This is a genomic window from Azotobacter bryophylli, from assembly GCF_042643485.1.
In the GTDB taxonomy this organism is placed as follows: Bacteria; Pseudomonadota; Gammaproteobacteria; order Pseudomonadales; family Pseudomonadaceae; genus Azotobacter; species Azotobacter bryophylli.
In genome coordinates this window covers 176,036-191,360 of record NZ_JBHRSJ010000029.1, presented here as the reverse complement: position 1 = coordinate 191,360, position 15,325 = coordinate 176,036, and the positions used below count along the sequence as shown (strand labels likewise).

General features: G+C 71.5%; 14 protein-coding genes. 5 read left to right on the top strand and 9 right to left on the bottom strand.

Annotated elements, in window-relative coordinates:
• Window position 1 precedes the first annotated feature (1 nt).
• The 3 genes from ACFOJE_RS13940 to ACFOJE_RS13930 form a co-directional block, all read right to left on the bottom strand.
• Window positions 2–1,141: a patatin-like phospholipase family protein gene (locus ACFOJE_RS13940; protein WP_377814991.1), complete on the bottom strand. Its 1,140-nt coding sequence runs from the start codon at window positions 1,139–1,141 to the stop codon at window positions 2–4.
• Between the two features lie 14 nt (window positions 1,142–1,155).
• Window positions 1,156–2,142, bottom strand: a complete 987-nt coding sequence (locus ACFOJE_RS13935) for an SDR family oxidoreductase (RefSeq protein WP_377814990.1) — start codon at window positions 2,140–2,142, stop codon at window positions 1,156–1,158.
• A 103-nt stretch (window positions 2,143–2,245) separates the two neighbouring features.
• Window positions 2,246–3,556: an MFS transporter gene (locus tag ACFOJE_RS13930; protein ID WP_377814989.1), complete on the bottom strand. Its 1,311-nt coding sequence runs from the start codon at window positions 3,554–3,556 to the stop codon at window positions 2,246–2,248.
• A 323-nt stretch (window positions 3,557–3,879) separates the two neighbouring features.
• On the opposite strand from ACFOJE_RS13930, the gene ACFOJE_RS13925 reads away from it, so the two are divergent.
• Both ACFOJE_RS13925 and ACFOJE_RS13920 read left to right on the top strand, forming a co-directional pair.
• A complete protein-coding gene (locus ACFOJE_RS13925) occupies window positions 3,880–4,311 on the top strand; it encodes a hypothetical protein (RefSeq protein ID WP_377814988.1) in 432 nt (143 codons plus the stop codon).
• Window positions 4,312–4,407: 96 nt separating this feature from the next.
• The gene (locus tag ACFOJE_RS13920) at window positions 4,408–4,749 is read left to right on the top strand and encodes an FKBP-type peptidyl-prolyl cis-trans isomerase (protein WP_377814987.1); all 342 of its coding nucleotides are present in this window, start codon (window positions 4,408–4,410) and stop codon (window positions 4,747–4,749) included.
• Window positions 4,750–4,763: 14 nt separating this feature from the next.
• On the opposite strand, the gene ACFOJE_RS13915 is transcribed toward ACFOJE_RS13920, so the two are convergent.
• Together ACFOJE_RS13915 and ACFOJE_RS13910 are read right to left on the bottom strand one after the other, a co-directional pair.
• Window positions 4,764–5,324, bottom strand: a complete 561-nt coding sequence (locus ACFOJE_RS13915) for a sugar O-acetyltransferase (RefSeq protein ID WP_377814986.1) — start codon at window positions 5,322–5,324, stop codon at window positions 4,764–4,766.
• A complete protein-coding gene (locus ACFOJE_RS13910) occupies window positions 5,321–7,084 on the bottom strand; it encodes a hypothetical protein (RefSeq protein WP_377814985.1) in 1,764 nt (587 codons plus the stop codon). Before ACFOJE_RS13910 ends, ACFOJE_RS13915 begins: the two co-directional genes overlap by 4 nt.
• A 205-nt stretch (window positions 7,085–7,289) precedes the next feature.
• Here ACFOJE_RS13910 and ACFOJE_RS13905 point away from each other — a divergent pair, with 205 nt between their 5' ends.
• Entirely contained in the window at window positions 7,290–8,000 is a 711-nt protein-coding gene (locus ACFOJE_RS13905; RefSeq protein WP_377814984.1) for a calcium-binding protein, read from the top strand.
• A 25-nt stretch (window positions 8,001–8,025) separates the two neighbouring features.
• Here the strand turns inward: ACFOJE_RS13905 and ACFOJE_RS13900 are convergent, their stop codons facing one another.
• Window positions 8,026–8,376, bottom strand: coding sequence for a NirD/YgiW/YdeI family stress tolerance protein (locus ACFOJE_RS13900; protein ID WP_377814982.1), 351 nt, complete (start codon window positions 8,374–8,376; stop codon window positions 8,026–8,028).
• 172 nt (window positions 8,377–8,548) lie between these two features.
• Between ACFOJE_RS13900 and ACFOJE_RS13895 the strand changes: the two genes are divergently transcribed.
• Window positions 8,549–8,740 (top strand): CsbD family protein, encoded by a 192-nt coding sequence (locus tag ACFOJE_RS13895; RefSeq protein WP_377814981.1) that lies wholly within the window; start codon window positions 8,549–8,551, stop codon window positions 8,738–8,740.
• A 75-nt stretch (window positions 8,741–8,815) separates the two neighbouring features.
• Here the strand turns inward: ACFOJE_RS13895 and xopAW are convergent, their stop codons facing one another.
• The 3 genes from xopAW to ACFOJE_RS13880 all read right to left on the bottom strand — a co-directional run bounded on the left by xopAW (window position 8,816) and on the right by ACFOJE_RS13880 (window position 11,412).
• Complete coding sequence (gene xopAW / locus ACFOJE_RS13890; RefSeq protein WP_377814980.1) at window positions 8,816–9,481, bottom strand: XopAW family type III secretion system calcium-binding effector; 666 nt, start codon at window positions 9,479–9,481, stop codon at window positions 8,816–8,818.
• A gap of 102 nt (window positions 9,482–9,583) precedes the next feature.
• On the bottom strand, window positions 9,584–10,660 hold the full coding sequence (locus ACFOJE_RS13885) for an ATP-binding protein (RefSeq protein WP_377815059.1): 1,077 nt from the start codon (window positions 10,658–10,660) through the stop codon (window positions 9,584–9,586).
• Window positions 10,657–11,412 (bottom strand): response regulator, encoded by a 756-nt coding sequence (locus ACFOJE_RS13880; RefSeq protein WP_377814979.1) that lies wholly within the window; start codon window positions 11,410–11,412, stop codon window positions 10,657–10,659. Before ACFOJE_RS13880 ends, ACFOJE_RS13885 begins: the two co-directional genes overlap by 4 nt.
• Window positions 11,413–11,634: 222 nt before the next feature.
• Between ACFOJE_RS13880 and mgtA the strand changes: the two genes are divergently transcribed.
• On the top strand, window positions 11,635–15,228 hold the full coding sequence (gene mgtA, locus ACFOJE_RS13875) for a magnesium-translocating P-type ATPase (RefSeq protein ID WP_377814978.1): 3,594 nt from the start codon (window positions 11,635–11,637) through the stop codon (window positions 15,226–15,228).
• The last annotated feature ends 97 nt before the right edge of the window (window positions 15,229–15,325 follow it).

The following is a 15,325-nucleotide window of genomic DNA, read 5'->3' as shown; positions in this document are numbered from 1 at the left end:
CTCAGGCCGCGCCCCGGTCGCCGGCCGCTTCCGGTTGGCTGCCGTTGAAGGCATGCACCACGAACTCGCCGGCGGCGGCGCGCTGCCCGCCTAGGTGGCGCAGGGCGCTGGCCATGTCCGCCCGGCCGCTGGCCCAGCGTTCGGCCAGCACCGGCCGGGAGAAGTCGAAGGCGCGCAGCCCGGCATCGTGCGGCACGCCGGCATGGCTGAGCAGCAGCAGAGTGACGGCGCCGTCGGACTTCGCCGCCTCCGCCAGGGCCGGCGCCAGGGTGGCGGCCTCACGCTGCTCCGCCGGCACCCACTCGGTGAGCAGACGCAGCTGGCGGCGCAAAGCGTGGCGCCGGCGCAGGTCGTCCAGCGCCTGCCACGACTGATTGGACAGGATCAGCTCCAGCTGCCGGTCGAGGGCCTGGGTGACGCTCGGCAGGGGCTCGTCGCGCGGGTGCCGGCGATGGAACAGGTCCAGCGCGATGCACAGCCGGTCGTCCGCCGCGGGCTCCTCCAGGGCCGCCTGCAGCGGCAGGTTCGCCGCCAGGCCGCCGTCGCCCAGCAGGCGGCCGTCGATCCGCTGCGGCGGGAAGAAGGGGATGAAGCCGCAGCTGGCGACCAGATGGTCGATTCCGATCGGCGTCTCGTAGGAGTCGAAGCGCACCTCTTCGCCGCTGTCGACGTCCGCGGTGACCACGGTCACCCGCACCTCCCCGCTGTTCAGCCGGCCGAAGTCGACCGCCCGCTTGAGGCTCTCGCGCAGCGGGGTCATGTCGTAGAGGCTGCAGTCCCCGTGCATGCCGGGCAGTATCGAGACGGCGCCGGGAAAGCGCGGACGGTAGGCCGCCGGGCTGCCGAGCAGGGAGGCCTGCAGGGCGCGCATCCGGCTCAGGTCCCAGGCCGCGGACCAGTAGCCCAGCCCCAGGGCCCAGAGCGGCGCGTCCTGGGCGGCGGCGGCCCAGAAGCGGCGCAGGCGCTCCAGCCGTTCCTGCGGCGGGCTGCCGGCGATCAGGGCGGCGTTGATCGCCCCGGTGGAGACGGCGACGATCTCCGCGGGATGCAGGCCCTCCGCGTGCAGCGTCTCGTAGGCGCCGGCCTGGTAGGCGCCGAGGGCGTTGCCCCCGGACAGGATCAGCGTCAGCCGTTCGCCCATGGCGGACTCCCCCACTAGCGCCGGCGACCGGCGCCGTAGCGGCGCCAGGCCAGCAGGCCGAGCGGAATGCCGATCAGCGCCAGTGCCAGCAGCGACGGCACGCCGCCGCGGTTCAGCCCCCGGCGCCAGCCGCCGTAGACCGTGTGCCCGTCGCGCATCGGCTCGAACAGCGTGCCGGGGGTCGGCTCGCTCGGCTCCTCGGCGAGGAAGCCGCGATGCAGCGTCCTGGCGTTGAGGCGGGTCATCAGCGACGGGGCGAGGCGCTTGAGCAGGCTGCCCAGATGGCCGGCGCCGCCGACGATGACTTCGGCGCGCGGCCGGCGGACCAGGCCGAGCACGGTGCGGGCGACCTTCTCCGGGGCGTAGACCGGCGGCGCGGCGCGCACCCGCTGGTGGCTGAAGTTGCCGGCGTGCTCGAAGAAGGGGGTGTCGATCACCGCCGGCAGCAGGGTGCAGACGCGGATGTCCGGCTGGTTCAGCAATTCCTGGCGCAGGCTCTCGGAGAAGCCGCGCACGGCGAACTTGCTGGTGGCGTAGGCGGTCGAGTCCGGCTTGGCCAGGCGCCCGACGATGGAGGCGTTGTTGATCAGCACGCCGTGGCCCTGGGCGCGGAACTGGCGGATCGCCGCCCTGGCGCCGTACAGGTAGCCGAAGACGTTGGTCTCGATGACTCGCCGCCAGACCTCCGTGGGGATCTCCTCCAGCCGGCCGAAGACGCCGACCCCGGCGTTGTTGAACCACACGTCGAGATGGCCGAAGCGCTCCACGGCCAGGTGCGCCAGGTGCTCCACCTCCTCCTCGCGGGTCACGTCGGTGGGCACGGCCAGGGCGGTGGCGCCCAGATCGCGGCATTCCGCCGCCACCTCCTCGAGCATCTCCGAACGTCGCGCGGCGAGCAGCAGCCGGGCGCCCTGCTCGGCGAAGGCGTGGGCCGTGGCCCGGCCGATCCCGCTCGACGCGCCGGTGACGACGACCACGCTCTCGGCAATGCTGGGTCTCATGCGACCTCCCTCCCGGCAGGGCGTTGGGCTGTGCTGCCCCTGTCTGCTCTGAGAAGGCGCCGCCGGCAAAGTTCAGCGCCGCGGGCCGGGCGGTCGCCCCGGATCAGCCGGCCGGTGCCAGCGCCGCCGCATCGCGCCGCCACAGCCCGGCGCCGGTGACGACGAACAGCAGGCACAGCGCGCCGACGTAGTAGGCCGGGCCCAGCGGGCTCCACTTCAGCAGCAGGCTGACCAGGATCGGCGTCAGACCGCCGCAGATGGCGTAGGCCAGGTTGTAGGAGAAGGACAGCCCGGAGAAGCGCACCGCCGCCGGGAACGCCTTGACCATCACCATGGGGATGGCGCCGATGGTGCCGACGCACAGGCCGGCCAGGCCGTAGAGCGGCAGCAGCAGGTCGCGGTGCTCGCCGATGCCGGCGTAGAAGGCTGCGGAGCTGGCCAGCAGCGCCAGGCCGCCGACCACGAAGGTCGGCCCGGCGCCGAAGCGGTCCGCCGCCAGGCCGGCGAGGATGCAGCCGAGGGACAGGCCGACAATGGCCAGGCCGTTGGCCTCCAGCGCCTCGGCGGGAGCGAAGCCGTGCTGGGTCTGCAGCAGGGTCGGGGTCATCAGGATCACCACCACGATGCCGGCCGACAGCACCCAGGTCAGCAGCATCGACAGCAGCACCGCCGGGCGGTGCGCGCGCATCACCGCCTTGAGCGGCAGCTCCTCGGCCAGCGACTGGCGCAGCTGCAGCTCGGCGAACACCGGGGTCTCGTGCAGCCAGCGGCGCAGGTAGACCGAGACCAGGCCGAACACCCCACCGAGCAGGAAAGGCACGCGCCAGGCCCAGGCTGCCAGCTCCTCGGCGCTGAAGGCGCGGTTGATCGCGCTGGCGGTCAGCGAGCCGAGCAGGATGCCGGCGGTGAGGCCGGCGGTCAGGGTGCTGCAGGCGAAGCCGATGCGCCGCTCGGGCACGTGCTCGGCGACGAACACCCAGGCCCCCGGCACCTCGCCGCCGATCGCCGCGCCCTGCACCACGCGCAGCGCCAGCAATGCCAGCGGCGCCCAGACGCCGATCTGCGCGTAGGTCGGCAGGAGGCCCATGCACAGGGTCGGCACGGCCATCATGAAGATGCTCAGGCTGAACATGCGCTTGCGCCCGAGCAGGTCGCCGAAGTGGGCCATGACGATGCCGCCCAGGGGCCGCGCCAGGTAGCCGGCGGCGAAGATGCCGAAGGTCTGCAGCTGGCGCAGCCAGTCGGGCATCTCGGCGGGGAAGAACAGCTTGCCGACCACCGCCGCGAAGAACACGAAGATGATGAAGTCGTAGAACTCCAGCGCGCCGCCCAGGGCGGAGAGCGAGAGGGTCTTGAAGTCGCTGCGGCTCAGGGGGCGCGCCGCTGGCGCGCTGCGGGGATGCTCGGCGGGCATGGCTGGTTTCTCGGGGACGGGGCGGAACGGCGGCGCACCATAGCAAATTCCACCCGGCCGGGCAGCAGGCGCAACCGGACGCGCCATCGTGTCCTTGCCCTGTGAATAGCGTCCCGCCTCGACGCCATCCGGCGCCGCTGCGTCAGTAATGGCAATTTCTTGGCGCCAAGCCATTAAAAAACCAGAACTTCCGTACCAGGCGGCGGTCATAAGCGGTACGGCAGCGAGGCGGCCGGACAGGGCCCCCGCGGGCCGTGTCCGTCATTTCGATAGGGGTTGCCTAGAAGATGAAACGCCGTATTTCCAGGATGGTGCTCGTTGGCTTGTTCGCTTTCGCCGCCGGCTCCGCATCGGCCGCACTGGAAAGCCGCAACACCCCGCTCGCCGCTGCCGAGGCCGCCGCGCCGCGCGCCGGCAATCCCTGGGCGGTGGGCACCCCGGAGGGCAACCTGCTGGCCTACGATCACGACCGTGACCGCGATCATGACCGCCGCTGGGAGCGTGACCGCGACCGCGACCGCGACCGCGACCGCGACTGGGACCACGACCGCCGCGACTTCGGCCATTACCAGCATTACCGGGGTCGCGAGTACCGCCGCGCCGAGTGGGAGGCCGCCGAGCGCCATCGGGCCATGGAACGTCACCGCGCCATGGAGCGCCACTGGGACATGGAGCGGCGCCGCGCCGCCGAGCGGGAGATGGCCTACGAGCGCCGGCTCGAGGCCCGCGAGCAGCGCCACCGCGACCGCTGGTGAGCCGCGGCGCGCAATCGGCTTGCCAGGGCGGGGATTTCCTGAGAAAAACCACGCCCCGGCGGCGCTCGACGGTCGCCGCATGAACGAGAGAGAGCGATGAGCAGCGAATTGCAGGTTGTGGACATCCGGCTGGGCGACGGCAAGGAAGCGGTCAAGGGCGCCCTGATCACCACCCAGTACGCGGGCTATCTGGAGGACGGCACCCAGTTCGATTCCTCCTACGACCGCGGCAAGCCCTTCCAGTGCGTCATCGGCACCGGAAGGGTGATCAAGGGCTGGGACCAGGGGCTGATGGGCATGAAGGTGGGCGGCAAGCGCAAGCTCTTCGTGCCGGCCCACCTGGCCTACGGCGAGCGGCAGATCGGCGCGCACATCAAACCGAACTCGAACCTGATCTTCGAGATCGAGCTGCTGGAAGTGCTGACCCGCGACGACTGAGCGCCGCGCGGCGGTTATTCGTCGAGGGCGCGCAGGACCCGGCAGGGGTTGCCGGCGGCGACCACGTCCGCCGGGATGTCCCGGGTCACCACGCTGCCGGCGCCGATCACCGCCCGCGCGCCGATGCGCACGCCGGGGCAGATGACGGTGCCGCCGCCGATCCAGGCGTCATCGCCGATCTCGATGGGACGGCCGAGCTCCAGCCCGGTGCGGCGCTCGGCGGCGCTCAGCGGGTGGGTGGCGGCGTAGATCTGCACCGCCGGGCCGAACAGCACCCGCGCGCCGATGCGCACCGGCGCCACGTCGAGGACGACGCAGTTGAAGTTGAAGTAGACCTGGTCGCCGAGGCTGATGTTGCTGCCGTAGTCGCAGAAGAACGGCGGTTCGATCCAGACGCCCTTGCCGCAGTCGGGAATGAGCTCCCGGATCAGGCCGGTGCGCTCTTCGCGCGGGTCGTCGCGGCTGTCGTTGAGCTCCTTGAGCAGGAGCCGGGCGCGCCGACGCGCGGCGGTCAGCTGCGGGTCCTGCGGATCGTACAGTTCGCCCCCCAGCATCTTGTCCTTCTCGGTCTTCATCGGTCCCCCGTCGTCTCCTGATCCACGAGCCTCCCGGCTCCTGTCTGGCGTAGATACGCCACTATAGCATCGGCGCCCCTGGCTCCGCTCTGTCCCGGCTCCACCAGACCGAGGCTGTCGCGCAGATAGTCGCGCTGGCGCCGGGCGAGTTCGGGATGGATGCGCACCGCACGCTCCAGGGCCGCGTCCAGCTCGCCGACCTCCTCCAGCACCAGCCCCAGGTGCCAGAAGCGGAAGCTGGGATCGTCCTGCCAGGCGAGGCGGCGCGGGTTGAGGAACAGGCAGGGCCGCGGCCGGGTCAGGAACTCGACCACCTGGCTGCTGACGTCGCCCAGGTAGAGGTCCGCGCCCAGGGTGTAGGTCATGTCCACGCAGCGCTCGCTGCCCAGGTCGATGCGCATGTGCGCGAGCTTGCAGTAGTCGCGGAAAGCCGCGTACTTGGCCCGGGTCGGTGCGTCGAACAGGCGGATGTGTGGGGCGAACACCAGGTTGTAGCGGGTGCTGCGGGCGAAGTGGTCGAGCACCCGGCGGCCGATCAGCGGCCAGGAGGACAGGCTCGGGTCGAAGTGGGGGTTGTAGAGCACGGTCGGCCGGTCGTTGTCGAACAGCCGGATCTTCGGCTCGTGCTGCAGGGCCCAGTCGAGCTTGGCGTAGATGCCGGTGACGTAACGCCCGGGCGCGGCATAGCCCAGTTCGAGCAGGCGCTCGGCCTGCTTCTCCCCGCCCAGCAGGAGGAAGTCGAACAGCGCGGTCTCCGGCGAGAAGCCGGCCTCGCGGTCGCCGGCGCCGTGCTTGGTGCCGATGAACTGCAGGTGGGCCGGGCAGAACTTGCGCAGGTGGGTCGAGGTGTGTTCCGGCGTGACGATGGCGTCGAAGCCGGAGAAGTACAGGCGGTTCGCCCAGAGGATCAGCGTCTTGCCGCCGACGGCGCCGCTCGGGTGGCGCAGGCGGACGAACAGGGGATGGTACAGCCGGTCGAAGCGCAGCGGCGCGTCGCCCGCCCGCTCGCGCACCAGGCGGCGGGCGACGGCCAGATTGCGCCGCGAGCCGGCGACGTGCACCTCGATCTCCGGATGGCGCCGGGCCAGGGCCACGGCGATCGGCAGGGAATGCCAGATCTGATGGATCTGCGCGTTGTAGGGAAAGCATACCCGCGGCCGTACCGCCGCCCCGGCGGCCCAGCACTGCAGGCGGTCATGGCGGGCGGCGCGCTGGTCCAGGTGCGACAGGCGTGCCAGCAGCATGCCCAGGCCGTAGCAGAGCAGGGCGAGCAACTCGCCGCCGTCGGTCAAAGGCCGCAGGCCGGGGCGGTCGGCCAGCCAGGCCAGGTGGGCGAGCGCCTGGGCCGCCACGCTGGCCCACACGACCCGGGCGACCAGCGCGGTGGTGAAGTACGGCCCGACGCAGTGCAACAGCAGGGCGGCGGCCGCGGCCCAGACGGCGACCGACAGCGGGGCGCCGGCCGGCGCGGGCCCGGCGATGCCGCGGACGAGGCCGATCGCCGCCATGCCGAGGACGCCGGACAGCCAGCGGTAGCGCACCAGGCGGTTGTCCCAGCGGGTGGCGGTCTGCAGCAGGGCGAAGGCCAGGCCGAGCAGCACCAGCAGATCGGCCGACGCCCGCAGCGCGGCGTCGCCGGGCCGGCCCAGGGCGCCGGCGAGGAGCTGCGCCAAGACGCTCGCCAGGGCGTAGAGCGCACCGGCCAGGAGCAGGCCTTTCGGCGACAGCCAGCGGCGCAGGGCGCGATCTTGCCGGCTCATCCTCCATTCCTCCCGATGCCGCCCGGACCGCGCCCGAGCTCCGCGAGCCGCGCCTGCGTCCCAGGGGACGTCTGACCGCCAAGTGTAGGCGCCGCCACGGGCCACCGCTGCCCGACTATGCTTGCTGCCAGCGGCAGCGAACGGCCGGCGCGGGTTCCGCCCGTGGCTGCCAGCGACCATTCCTTGCAGTAGGGAGAGTTGAACGATGGCTGACATTCGCGGCACCAGCGGCAACAACACCCTCAACGGCACCATCCGTCCCGATTGGATCAGCGGCTACGACGGGCTCGATACGATCAGCGGCGGCGACGGCGACGACTGGCTGGAAGGCGGTCCCGGCATCGACCAGCTCTACGGCGATGCGGGCAACGACTACCTCTCCGGCGGCCCGGGCAAGGACTGGCTGGACGGCGGCCCCGGCGTCGGCTGGCTGGACGGCGGCGAGGACGACGACACCCTGTTCGGCGACGTGGACAACGACATCCTCCAGGGCGGGCCGGGCAACGACTACCTGAACGGCTGGCCGGGCGACGACCGGCTCTACGGCGGCGACGGCGACGACACCCTGCGCGGTCAGGTCGGCCGCGACGTGATGAGCGGCGGCGCCGGTAAGGACCTGTTCGTCTTCTACGACCTTGCCGAGACCGGGGCGGATCGCGCCACCGGCGACGTCATCACCGACTTCGTTTCGGGCAGCGACAAGCTCGACCTGTCGCAACTGGATGCCAACCTGACCGCCCCGGGCGACGACGCTTTCACCACCCTCATCCCGCCCGGCCAGCAGTTCGGCGCCCCCGGCCAGCTGCAGTTCGTCGACGAGGTGCTCTACGGCAACGTGGACGGCGACAGCACCCCCGAGCTGGCCATCGAGCTCACCGGCGTGACCACCCTGCTGGCCACCGACGTGATCGCCTGAAGCGGAGGGGAGGGCGGAGGGCCGCTCAATCCAGCACCTCGACGCGCTCGACGTCGATCACGTGCTGCAGCAGCTCGCTCTCCATTTCGCCGGTCAGCCTGACCCGGGTCTGGTCGTCGACCGCCCGGTCCGGCCAGTCCTCGTCGTCGATCTCGACCTTGACGGTGCCGGTGGCGTCGCGGAACTCGTAGGTGTCGCCCTTCAGGCGCTGCACGATCTCGCCCTCCAGCACCACCGGGGTTTCGTCGGCGGCTCCGCGGGCGGCCGCCACCGTGGTGGCCGGCCGGGCGGCGCCCGGCCCGGTGTAGCCTCCCGCGGCCAGCGCGGCGGAGGCCGGCAGCGAGGCGATCAGCAGGGCGAGGAAAAGGGGTTTCATCGAAGCGGCTCCGTAATCTCGGGATAATGGCGTCAGGGTAGGGCGACCTGCTGAATCCAGGCTTAAAACGACCCCGCCGGGAATCCCGCTACCGCTCGTCCCACTGGCCCCGAACTCCTGCCTCCCGTTGCCGTCAACCCAAGTGCCACTCATTTCGAGCAGGAGAGGAAAAATGGGCAGTACCTCGGACAAGATGAAGGGCGGCGCCAACGAGGCCGTCGGCAAGATGAAGAAGGGCATCGGCGGAGCCACCGATGACGCGAGCATGCAGCGCGAGGGCGAGGCCCAGGAGATCAAGGGCGAAACCCAGCAGGTGAAAGGCGACGTGAAGGACTCGCTGAAGAAGGGCATCGACCGGACCTGAGCGTCCGACCGGGCGCGCCGCCAGGACGCGCCCAAGGCCGGGGCCCGCTGCCGCGGACTCCGGCTGCCATCCTCGTCAGGCGGCGATGCTGATGGTGCTGCCGGTGCTCTGCGTGAGGTACGAGCCGACGCTCTGGTACTGCTGCAGGGCCTCGGCCAGTTGCCGGTAGGCCTGGCCGCTGTCCTGATCGTCGGGTTTCGGCGGTGCACTGGCCTGCAGGACGCTGTCCAGCTCGTCGCTGCTGATACTGCCGTCGCCGTTGGCGTCCAGGGCGCTGAACAGATCGCTGCTGCTGGTGTCGCTCAGCCCGCTGCTGGAGGTGGCGCTGGCCAGTTCGTCGCTGCTGATGCTGCCATCGCCGTCGCTGTCCAGGGCGCTGACCAGTGCGCTCGAATCGAGCGGGGCGCCCTGCGGCGGCTGTCCGCCGGCGGCCATGGCGTCGCCCAGCTCGTTCAGGCTGAGGCTGCCGTCGCGGTTGCTGTCGATCATGCTGAGCAGGGCGCCGACGTCGATGTCGTCGCCGTCGCTGTCGGAATCCGAACCGGAGCTGGCGCTGGAGAGGGCGCTGTTCAGTTCGTCGCTGCTGATGCTGCCGTCGCCGTCGCTGTCCAGCTTGCTGAACAGCTGCTGCAGCGGATTGTCGCTCTCGGTGGCGGAAGTGGCGCTCTTGGTCAGCGATCTCAGGCTGTCGAGACCGCTGTAGTAGTTGGAGTAACTGCTGTTTACCCCGCTGATGCTCATCGTTTTCACCTCTGAGGTTGGCTGAACCGGAATGACGGATTCCGGTTCGTGCAGCCTCGACGGCGATTGTGTCCTGGGCTTGGCGGCTTTGTATCGAATCGCTTACACGGAGCGCCTGGGCAGTTCCAGCACGGCGGTCAGGCCGCCGCCCGGGGTTTCCTCGACGTGCAACTCGCCGCCCTGTCGGCGCAGAGCGGCCCGGGCGATGGCGAGCCCGAGGCCGACGCCGCCGGAGTTGCGGTTGCGCGACTGTTCGAGGCGGAAGAACGGCTCGAACACCCGCTCGCGCGCCTCGGGCGGGATGCCCGGGCCGTGGTCGACGACCAGGATGCGCAGCCGCCGGTCGTCGTCCTCCAGGCGGATGCACGCCTCGCCGGCATAGCGCAGGGCGTTCTCCAGCAGGTTGGTCAGGGCCGAGGTCAGGGCCAGCGGACGCGCCTCGATGGGCGCGCAGCGGCCCTCGACGCTCGCCTGGGCGCCGTCCTCGCGGGCGTTCTCCGCCAGGGACTCGGCCAGCGCCTGCACGTCCAGCCGCTGCAGCGGCTCCTCGCCGCGTTCCTGGTGCAGATAGCGCAGGGTGGCGTCCAGCAGGCCGCGCATCTCCCCCAGATCCAGGAGGAAGCGTTCGCGCAGCGCCGGGTTGTCGATCTCCTCCGCGCGCAGGCGCAGGCGCGCCAGGGGCGTGCGCAGGTCGTGGGAGACCGCCATTAGCATGCGGCTGCGTTCCTGCATCTGCTCGCGGATGCGCTCGCGCATGCGGTTGAAGGCGGAGGCCGCCTGGCGCGCCTCGGCCGGGCCGCTCTCGGCCAGCGGCGGGCTGTCCAGGTCGTCGCTCAGGCCGCGGGCGGCCTCGCCCAGCCGGCTCACCGGGCGGGCCAGCAGGCGTGCGCCGATCCAGGCAGCGGCCACCAGCGCGATCAGCTGGAACACCAGGGGCGCGCCGCGCGGCAGCGGCAGGCCCGGCGGCTTGTGCGGGGGCGGCGGTTCGCCGGGAGGCGGCGGGCCGAAGGGCAGCGCGCCGGGCGGCAGCATGGCCGGCGGGGGCGGCGGATGGGGATGCGGGTGGCGCTGGGGGCCGTAATGTTCGAGCCAGACGAAGGCGAGGGCATGGGCCAGCACGATCAGGCCGAGAAAGACCAGGAACAGCCGCGCGAACAGCGTGTCCAGGCGTTTCATCAGCCGATGTCCCGGGCGTCGAACAGGTAGCCTTCGCCGCGCACGGTCTTGATCAGGCGCGGCGTGCGCGGGTCGTCGCCGAGCTTCTGGCGGATGCGCGAGACCAGCAGGTCGATGCTGCGGTCGAAGGCCTCGATGGCGCGCCCGCGGGCCGCGTCCAGCAACTGCTCGCGGTTGAGCACCCGCCGCGGCCGTTCGAGGAAGACCCAGAGCAGGCGGAACTCGGCGTTCGACAGCGGCACCAGGACGCCCTCCGGCGAGTGCAGCTGGCGCAGCACGCCGTCGAGCACCCAGCCGTCGAAACGGATGCGCTGGTAAGTGCGGTCGTGGGGCGCCGGCTGATGGCCGTGGCGCACCCGGCGCAGGATGGAGTGGATGCGCGCCACCAGCTCGCGCGGCTCGAACGGCTTGGACATGTAGTCGTCGGCGCCCAGCTCCAGGCCGAGCACCCGGTCGGCCGGCTCGCAGCGGGCGGTCAGCATGAGGATCGGAATCTTCGATTCGCGGCGCAGCCAGCGGCACAGCGACAGGCCGTCTTCGCCCGGCAGCATCAGGTCGAGCACGACGATGTCGATGTCTCCCTCGGCCAGCGCCGCGCGCATGGCCTCGCCCCCGGCCACGCCGCGACTGTCGATGTTGTAGCGTTCGAGATAGCCGCAGAGCAGTTGCTGGAGCGGTTCGTCGTCGTCGACGATGAGGGCGCGGATGGCGTTGCGCTCTGGGGCGGTGGCGGGCCGGGATTCGGGGGGCAGCATCGGAAAACGGCTTGGTCGACTGCGGGGCGCCACAGAGTAGCGCGGGTGATGGCGGTTAGCTACCGACGTGCCCGCGGGCCGCGTCTGAACCGGGCCGGCGCGGCGTGCTAGTCTAGCCGAGCCCGCTGCCGCCTGCCCCGCCGGGGCCGGCAGCCGGCACGTTCGAGCGCAGGCCGGCGCGAAGCGGTGCGCCGCCCGCTCTTCATCCGCAGCGAGGAAGTCATGCCCAGTTCCGACATCATGGATGCGTCCGCCGGCGTTTTCGGCCAGGGTTCGCGGCACCCGCAACGGCTGCTCTGGGTTTCCTGGCTGTTCGGCGCGGCCACCCTGGCGGCCGTGGTGGCGGTGGCCCTGCATCTGACCGAGGCCGAATCCTTCGCCCGGCTGCTCGGCCAGGTCGAACCGCGCTGGTTCGTCCTCGCCCTGGTGCTGCAGGCGCTGACCTATCTGGCCCAGGGACAGATCTACCGGAGCGTGGCGCATGCCGGCCGGGCCCGCCTGCCGCTGCTGCGCGCCTGCAAGCTGGGCCTGATGAAGCTGTTCGTCGACCAGGCCCTGCCCACCTACGGGCTGAGCGGCACCCTGGCGGCCACCGCGGCCTTCCAGCGCCAGGGCATCTCGCGCCCGGTGGTGATGGCCTGTCTGGTGGTCAGCCTATGCTCCTACCTGCTCGCCTACGTGCTGGCGCTGGCCGCGGCGCTCGGCATCGTGGTCGTCGAGGGGCACGCCACGCCCCTGCTGGTCATCGCCTGCACTCTGTTCGCCCTGGGTAGCCTGAGCGTGGCGCTGGCCGCCGCGCTGCTCGCCGGGCGCCGCCTGCCGGCCGGTCTGCGGCGCTTCGCCGGGCGCGCCTGGGTCGAGCGCGGCCTGGCCCAGCTGGAGCAGGCCGATCCCCGGCTGACCCGCAATCCGCGTCTGCTGGCCCTGACCGCCAGCCTCGACCTGAGCATCATCCTGCTCGACGGCAGCACGCTCTGGGCGCTGGTGCGCTCGCTGGGCGAGGCGGTGCCCTGGAGCGGGGTGTTCGCCGGCTTCATGCTGGCCAGCGTGCTGCGCAGCATCGGCGTGACCCCGGGCGGCCTCGGCGTGTTCGAGGCGGCGGCGGTGACCACCCTGAGCTGGGCCGGGGTGCCGCTGCCGGTGGCGCTGTCGGCCACCCTGCTGTTCCGCGGACTGAGCTTCTGGGCGCCGATGCTGCCCGGCATGCTGATCTCCCGCCGCGCACTGCGCGGCCAGGCGGTCGAGCGGCGCAGCGCGCCGGCCGGGGCCTGGTGGAGTTGGACGCCGGCGCAGGCCTTCGCTGCCCTGGAGAGCGGCCCGGAGGGTCTTTCCGGCGAGGCCGCGGCGAGCCGCCAGGGCGTCGACGAGGAGCGCCTCGAGCGCCACGCGCAGGGCATGCCGCGGATGTTCCTCGAGCAGCTGCGCAGCCCGCTGGTGCTGATCCTGATCTTCGCCAGCGTCGTTTCCCTGGTGGTCCGCGACTGGCTGGACGCGGGCATCGTGCTGGCCATCGTGCTGGTCAGCGCGCTGCTCGGCGCCGTTCAGGAATACCGCGCCTCCCATGCCCTGGAGCGGCTGCGCCGGCGCGTGGCGATCACCGCCCGGGTGCGCCGCGACGGCCGGACGCTGGAGATCCCGGCCAGCGAGGTGGTGCCGGGCGACGTGGTCGAGCTGGCCGCCGGCAGCCTGATCCCCGCCGACGGGCTGGTGCTGGAGGCCCGCGACTGCTTCGTCAGCCAGGGTCTGCTCACCGGCGAGACCTTTCCGGTGGAGAAGGAGCCGGGGCTGGCCGCCGCCGACGCCAGTCTGGCCGAGCGGCGCAACTGCCTGTTCACCGGCAGCTCCCTGCGCAGCGGCACGGCGACCCTGCTGGCGGTGGCGACCGGCAGCGCCAGCGAGTACGGGCGGATCGCCCGCAGCCTGAGCCTGCGCCCGCCGGAAACCGAGTTCGAGCGCGGCCTGCGCCACTTCGGCACGCTGCTGCTGCAGGTCATGCTGCTGATCGTGGTCGGCGTGCTGGCGGCGAACATCCTGCTCGGCCGGCCGACCGTGGACACCCTGTTGTTCGCCATCGCCCTGGCCGTCGGCCTGTCCCCCGAGTTGCTGCCGGCGATCCTCGGCATCACCCTGGCCAAGGGCGCGCAGCGCATGGCCGAGCGCGGGGTGATCGTGCGCCATCTGAATGCCATCGAGAACCTCGGCGCCATGGACGTGCTCTGCACCGACAAGACCGGCACCCTGACCCGCGGCGTGGTGCAGCTGGACGGGGCGCTGGACGCCCGGGGACAACCTTCGGCCGGTTGCCTGCTGCTGGCCAGCCTCAACGCCCGCCTGCAGAGCGGGCTGGCCAACGCCCTCGACGCCGCGCTGGTGGCCAAGGCCGAGGAGGAGCGTCTGGACCTGGGCGCCTGGCGCAAGCTCGACGAGATCCCCTACGACTTCGTGCGCAAGCGCCTCGGCGTGGTCGTCGAGGGCGCGGACGGCGCGCCGCTGATGATCGTCAAGGGCGCCCTGGACAAGGTGCTGGAGCGCTGCACGCGGATCGGCGAGGCGGACGCCGCGGCGCCGCTGGACGAGGCGGCGCTGGCCGACATCCAGGCCCGCTTCGCCCGCTGGAGCGAGCAGGGCTACCGCGTGCTCGGCCTGGCCAGCCGGCGGGTGGCGGCCAAGCCGCGCTACGCCGAGGCCGACGAGAGCGAACTGGCCTTCGCCGGCTTCCTGCTGTTCTTCGACCCGCCGGAGCCCGGCGTGCGCGACACCCTGCAGGCCCTCGGCCGGCAGGGCGTGGCGGTGAAGATCATCACCGGCGACAACCGCCTGGTCGCCCGGCACGTGGCCGAGGCGGTGGGCATCCCGGTCGAGCGGGTGATCACCGGCGGCGAACTGCTGCAGATGAAGGACGACGAGCTGTTCAACCTGGTGCCGCAGGTGGCGCTGTTCGCCGAGGTCGATCCGAACCAGAAGGAGCGCATCATCCTCGCCCTGCAGAAGACCGGCCACGTGGTCGGCTTCCTCGGCGACGGCATCAACGACGCTCCGGCGCTGCACGCGGCGGACGTCGGCGTCTCGGTGGACCAGGCGGTGGACGTGGCCAAGGAGGCCGCCGACTTCGTCCTCCTGCGCCACGATCTGGACCTGCTGCGTCAGGGTATCGACGAGGGCCGGCACACCTTCGCCAACACCCTCAAGTACATCTTCATCACCACCAGCGCCAACTTCGGCAACATGATCAGCATGGCCCTGGCCTCGATGTTCCTGCCGTTCCTGCCGCTCCTGGCCAAGCAGATACTGCTCAACAACTTCCTCTCCGACGTCCCGGCCATGGGCATCGCCGGCGACAACGTCGACCGCGAATGGGAACGCACCCCGCACCACTGGAACATCCGCGAGGTGCGCAACTTCATGGTGGTGTTCGGCCTGGTCAGCTCGGCCTTCGACGTGCTGACCTTCGGCGTGCTGTTCTACTTCGTCGGCGAGCGGCCGGAGCTGTTCCGCAGCGGCTGGTTCATCGAGTCCCTGCTCACCGAGCTGGCCATCATCTTCGTGGTGCGCACCTACAAGCCGTTCTACCGTAGCCGCCCCGGCCGCCTGCTGCTCTCGAGCACGGTGGCGGTGATGCTGGCGACCGTGCTCCTGCCCTACACGCCGGCCGGCGCCTGGTTCGATCTGGTGCCCCTGCCGGCCCCGCTACTGGCCACCATCCTGCTGATCACCCTGCTCTACGCGGCCGCTTCCGAGGCGGTGAAGCGCCGCTTCTACGGCCAGGCGCGGCGGCCGCGCAGTACGGAGCGGCGGCATCGGGGGGCGATGGGCTAGGAGGCGCGGCGCCGACCGCTTCCGCCGGGATATAATGAGTGGATTTGTCGGTTCAAGTGGTCGGTAATGCCTAGCTTTGCAAATGATGTCGTCGTCA

Excerpts from the sequence above, each read along its gene's own strand:
- ACFOJE_RS13940 (WP_377814991.1), bottom strand. The coding sequence starts at position 1,141 with ATGGGCGAACGGCTGACGCTGATCCTGTCCGGGGGCAACGCCCTCGGC.
- ACFOJE_RS13935 (WP_377814990.1), bottom strand. The coding sequence starts at position 2,142 with ATGAGACCCAGCATTGCCGAGAGCGTGGTCGTCGTCACCGGCGCGTCG.
- ACFOJE_RS13930 (WP_377814989.1), bottom strand. The coding sequence starts at position 3,556 with ATGCCCGCCGAGCATCCCCGCAGCGCGCCAGCGGCGCGCCCCCTGAGC.
- ACFOJE_RS13920 (WP_377814987.1), top strand. The coding sequence starts at position 4,408 with ATGAGCAGCGAATTGCAGGTTGTGGACATCCGGCTGGGCGACGGCAAG.
- ACFOJE_RS13915 (WP_377814986.1), bottom strand. The coding sequence starts at position 5,324 with ATGAAGACCGAGAAGGACAAGATGCTGGGGGGCGAACTGTACGATCCG.
- ACFOJE_RS13910 (WP_377814985.1), bottom strand. The coding sequence starts at position 7,084 with ATGAGCCGGCAAGATCGCGCCCTGCGCCGCTGGCTGTCGCCGAAAGGC.
- ACFOJE_RS13905 (WP_377814984.1), top strand. The coding sequence starts at position 7,290 with ATGGCTGACATTCGCGGCACCAGCGGCAACAACACCCTCAACGGCACC.
- ACFOJE_RS13900 (WP_377814982.1), bottom strand. The coding sequence starts at position 8,376 with ATGAAACCCCTTTTCCTCGCCCTGCTGATCGCCTCGCTGCCGGCCTCC.
- ACFOJE_RS13895 (WP_377814981.1), top strand. The coding sequence starts at position 8,549 with ATGGGCAGTACCTCGGACAAGATGAAGGGCGGCGCCAACGAGGCCGTC.
- xopAW (WP_377814980.1), bottom strand. The coding sequence starts at position 9,481 with ATGAGCATCAGCGGGGTAAACAGCAGTTACTCCAACTACTACAGCGGT.
- ACFOJE_RS13880 (WP_377814979.1), bottom strand. The coding sequence starts at position 11,412 with ATGCTGCCCCCCGAATCCCGGCCCGCCACCGCCCCAGAGCGCAACGCC.
- mgtA (WP_377814978.1), top strand. The coding sequence starts at position 11,635 with ATGCCCAGTTCCGACATCATGGATGCGTCCGCCGGCGTTTTCGGCCAG.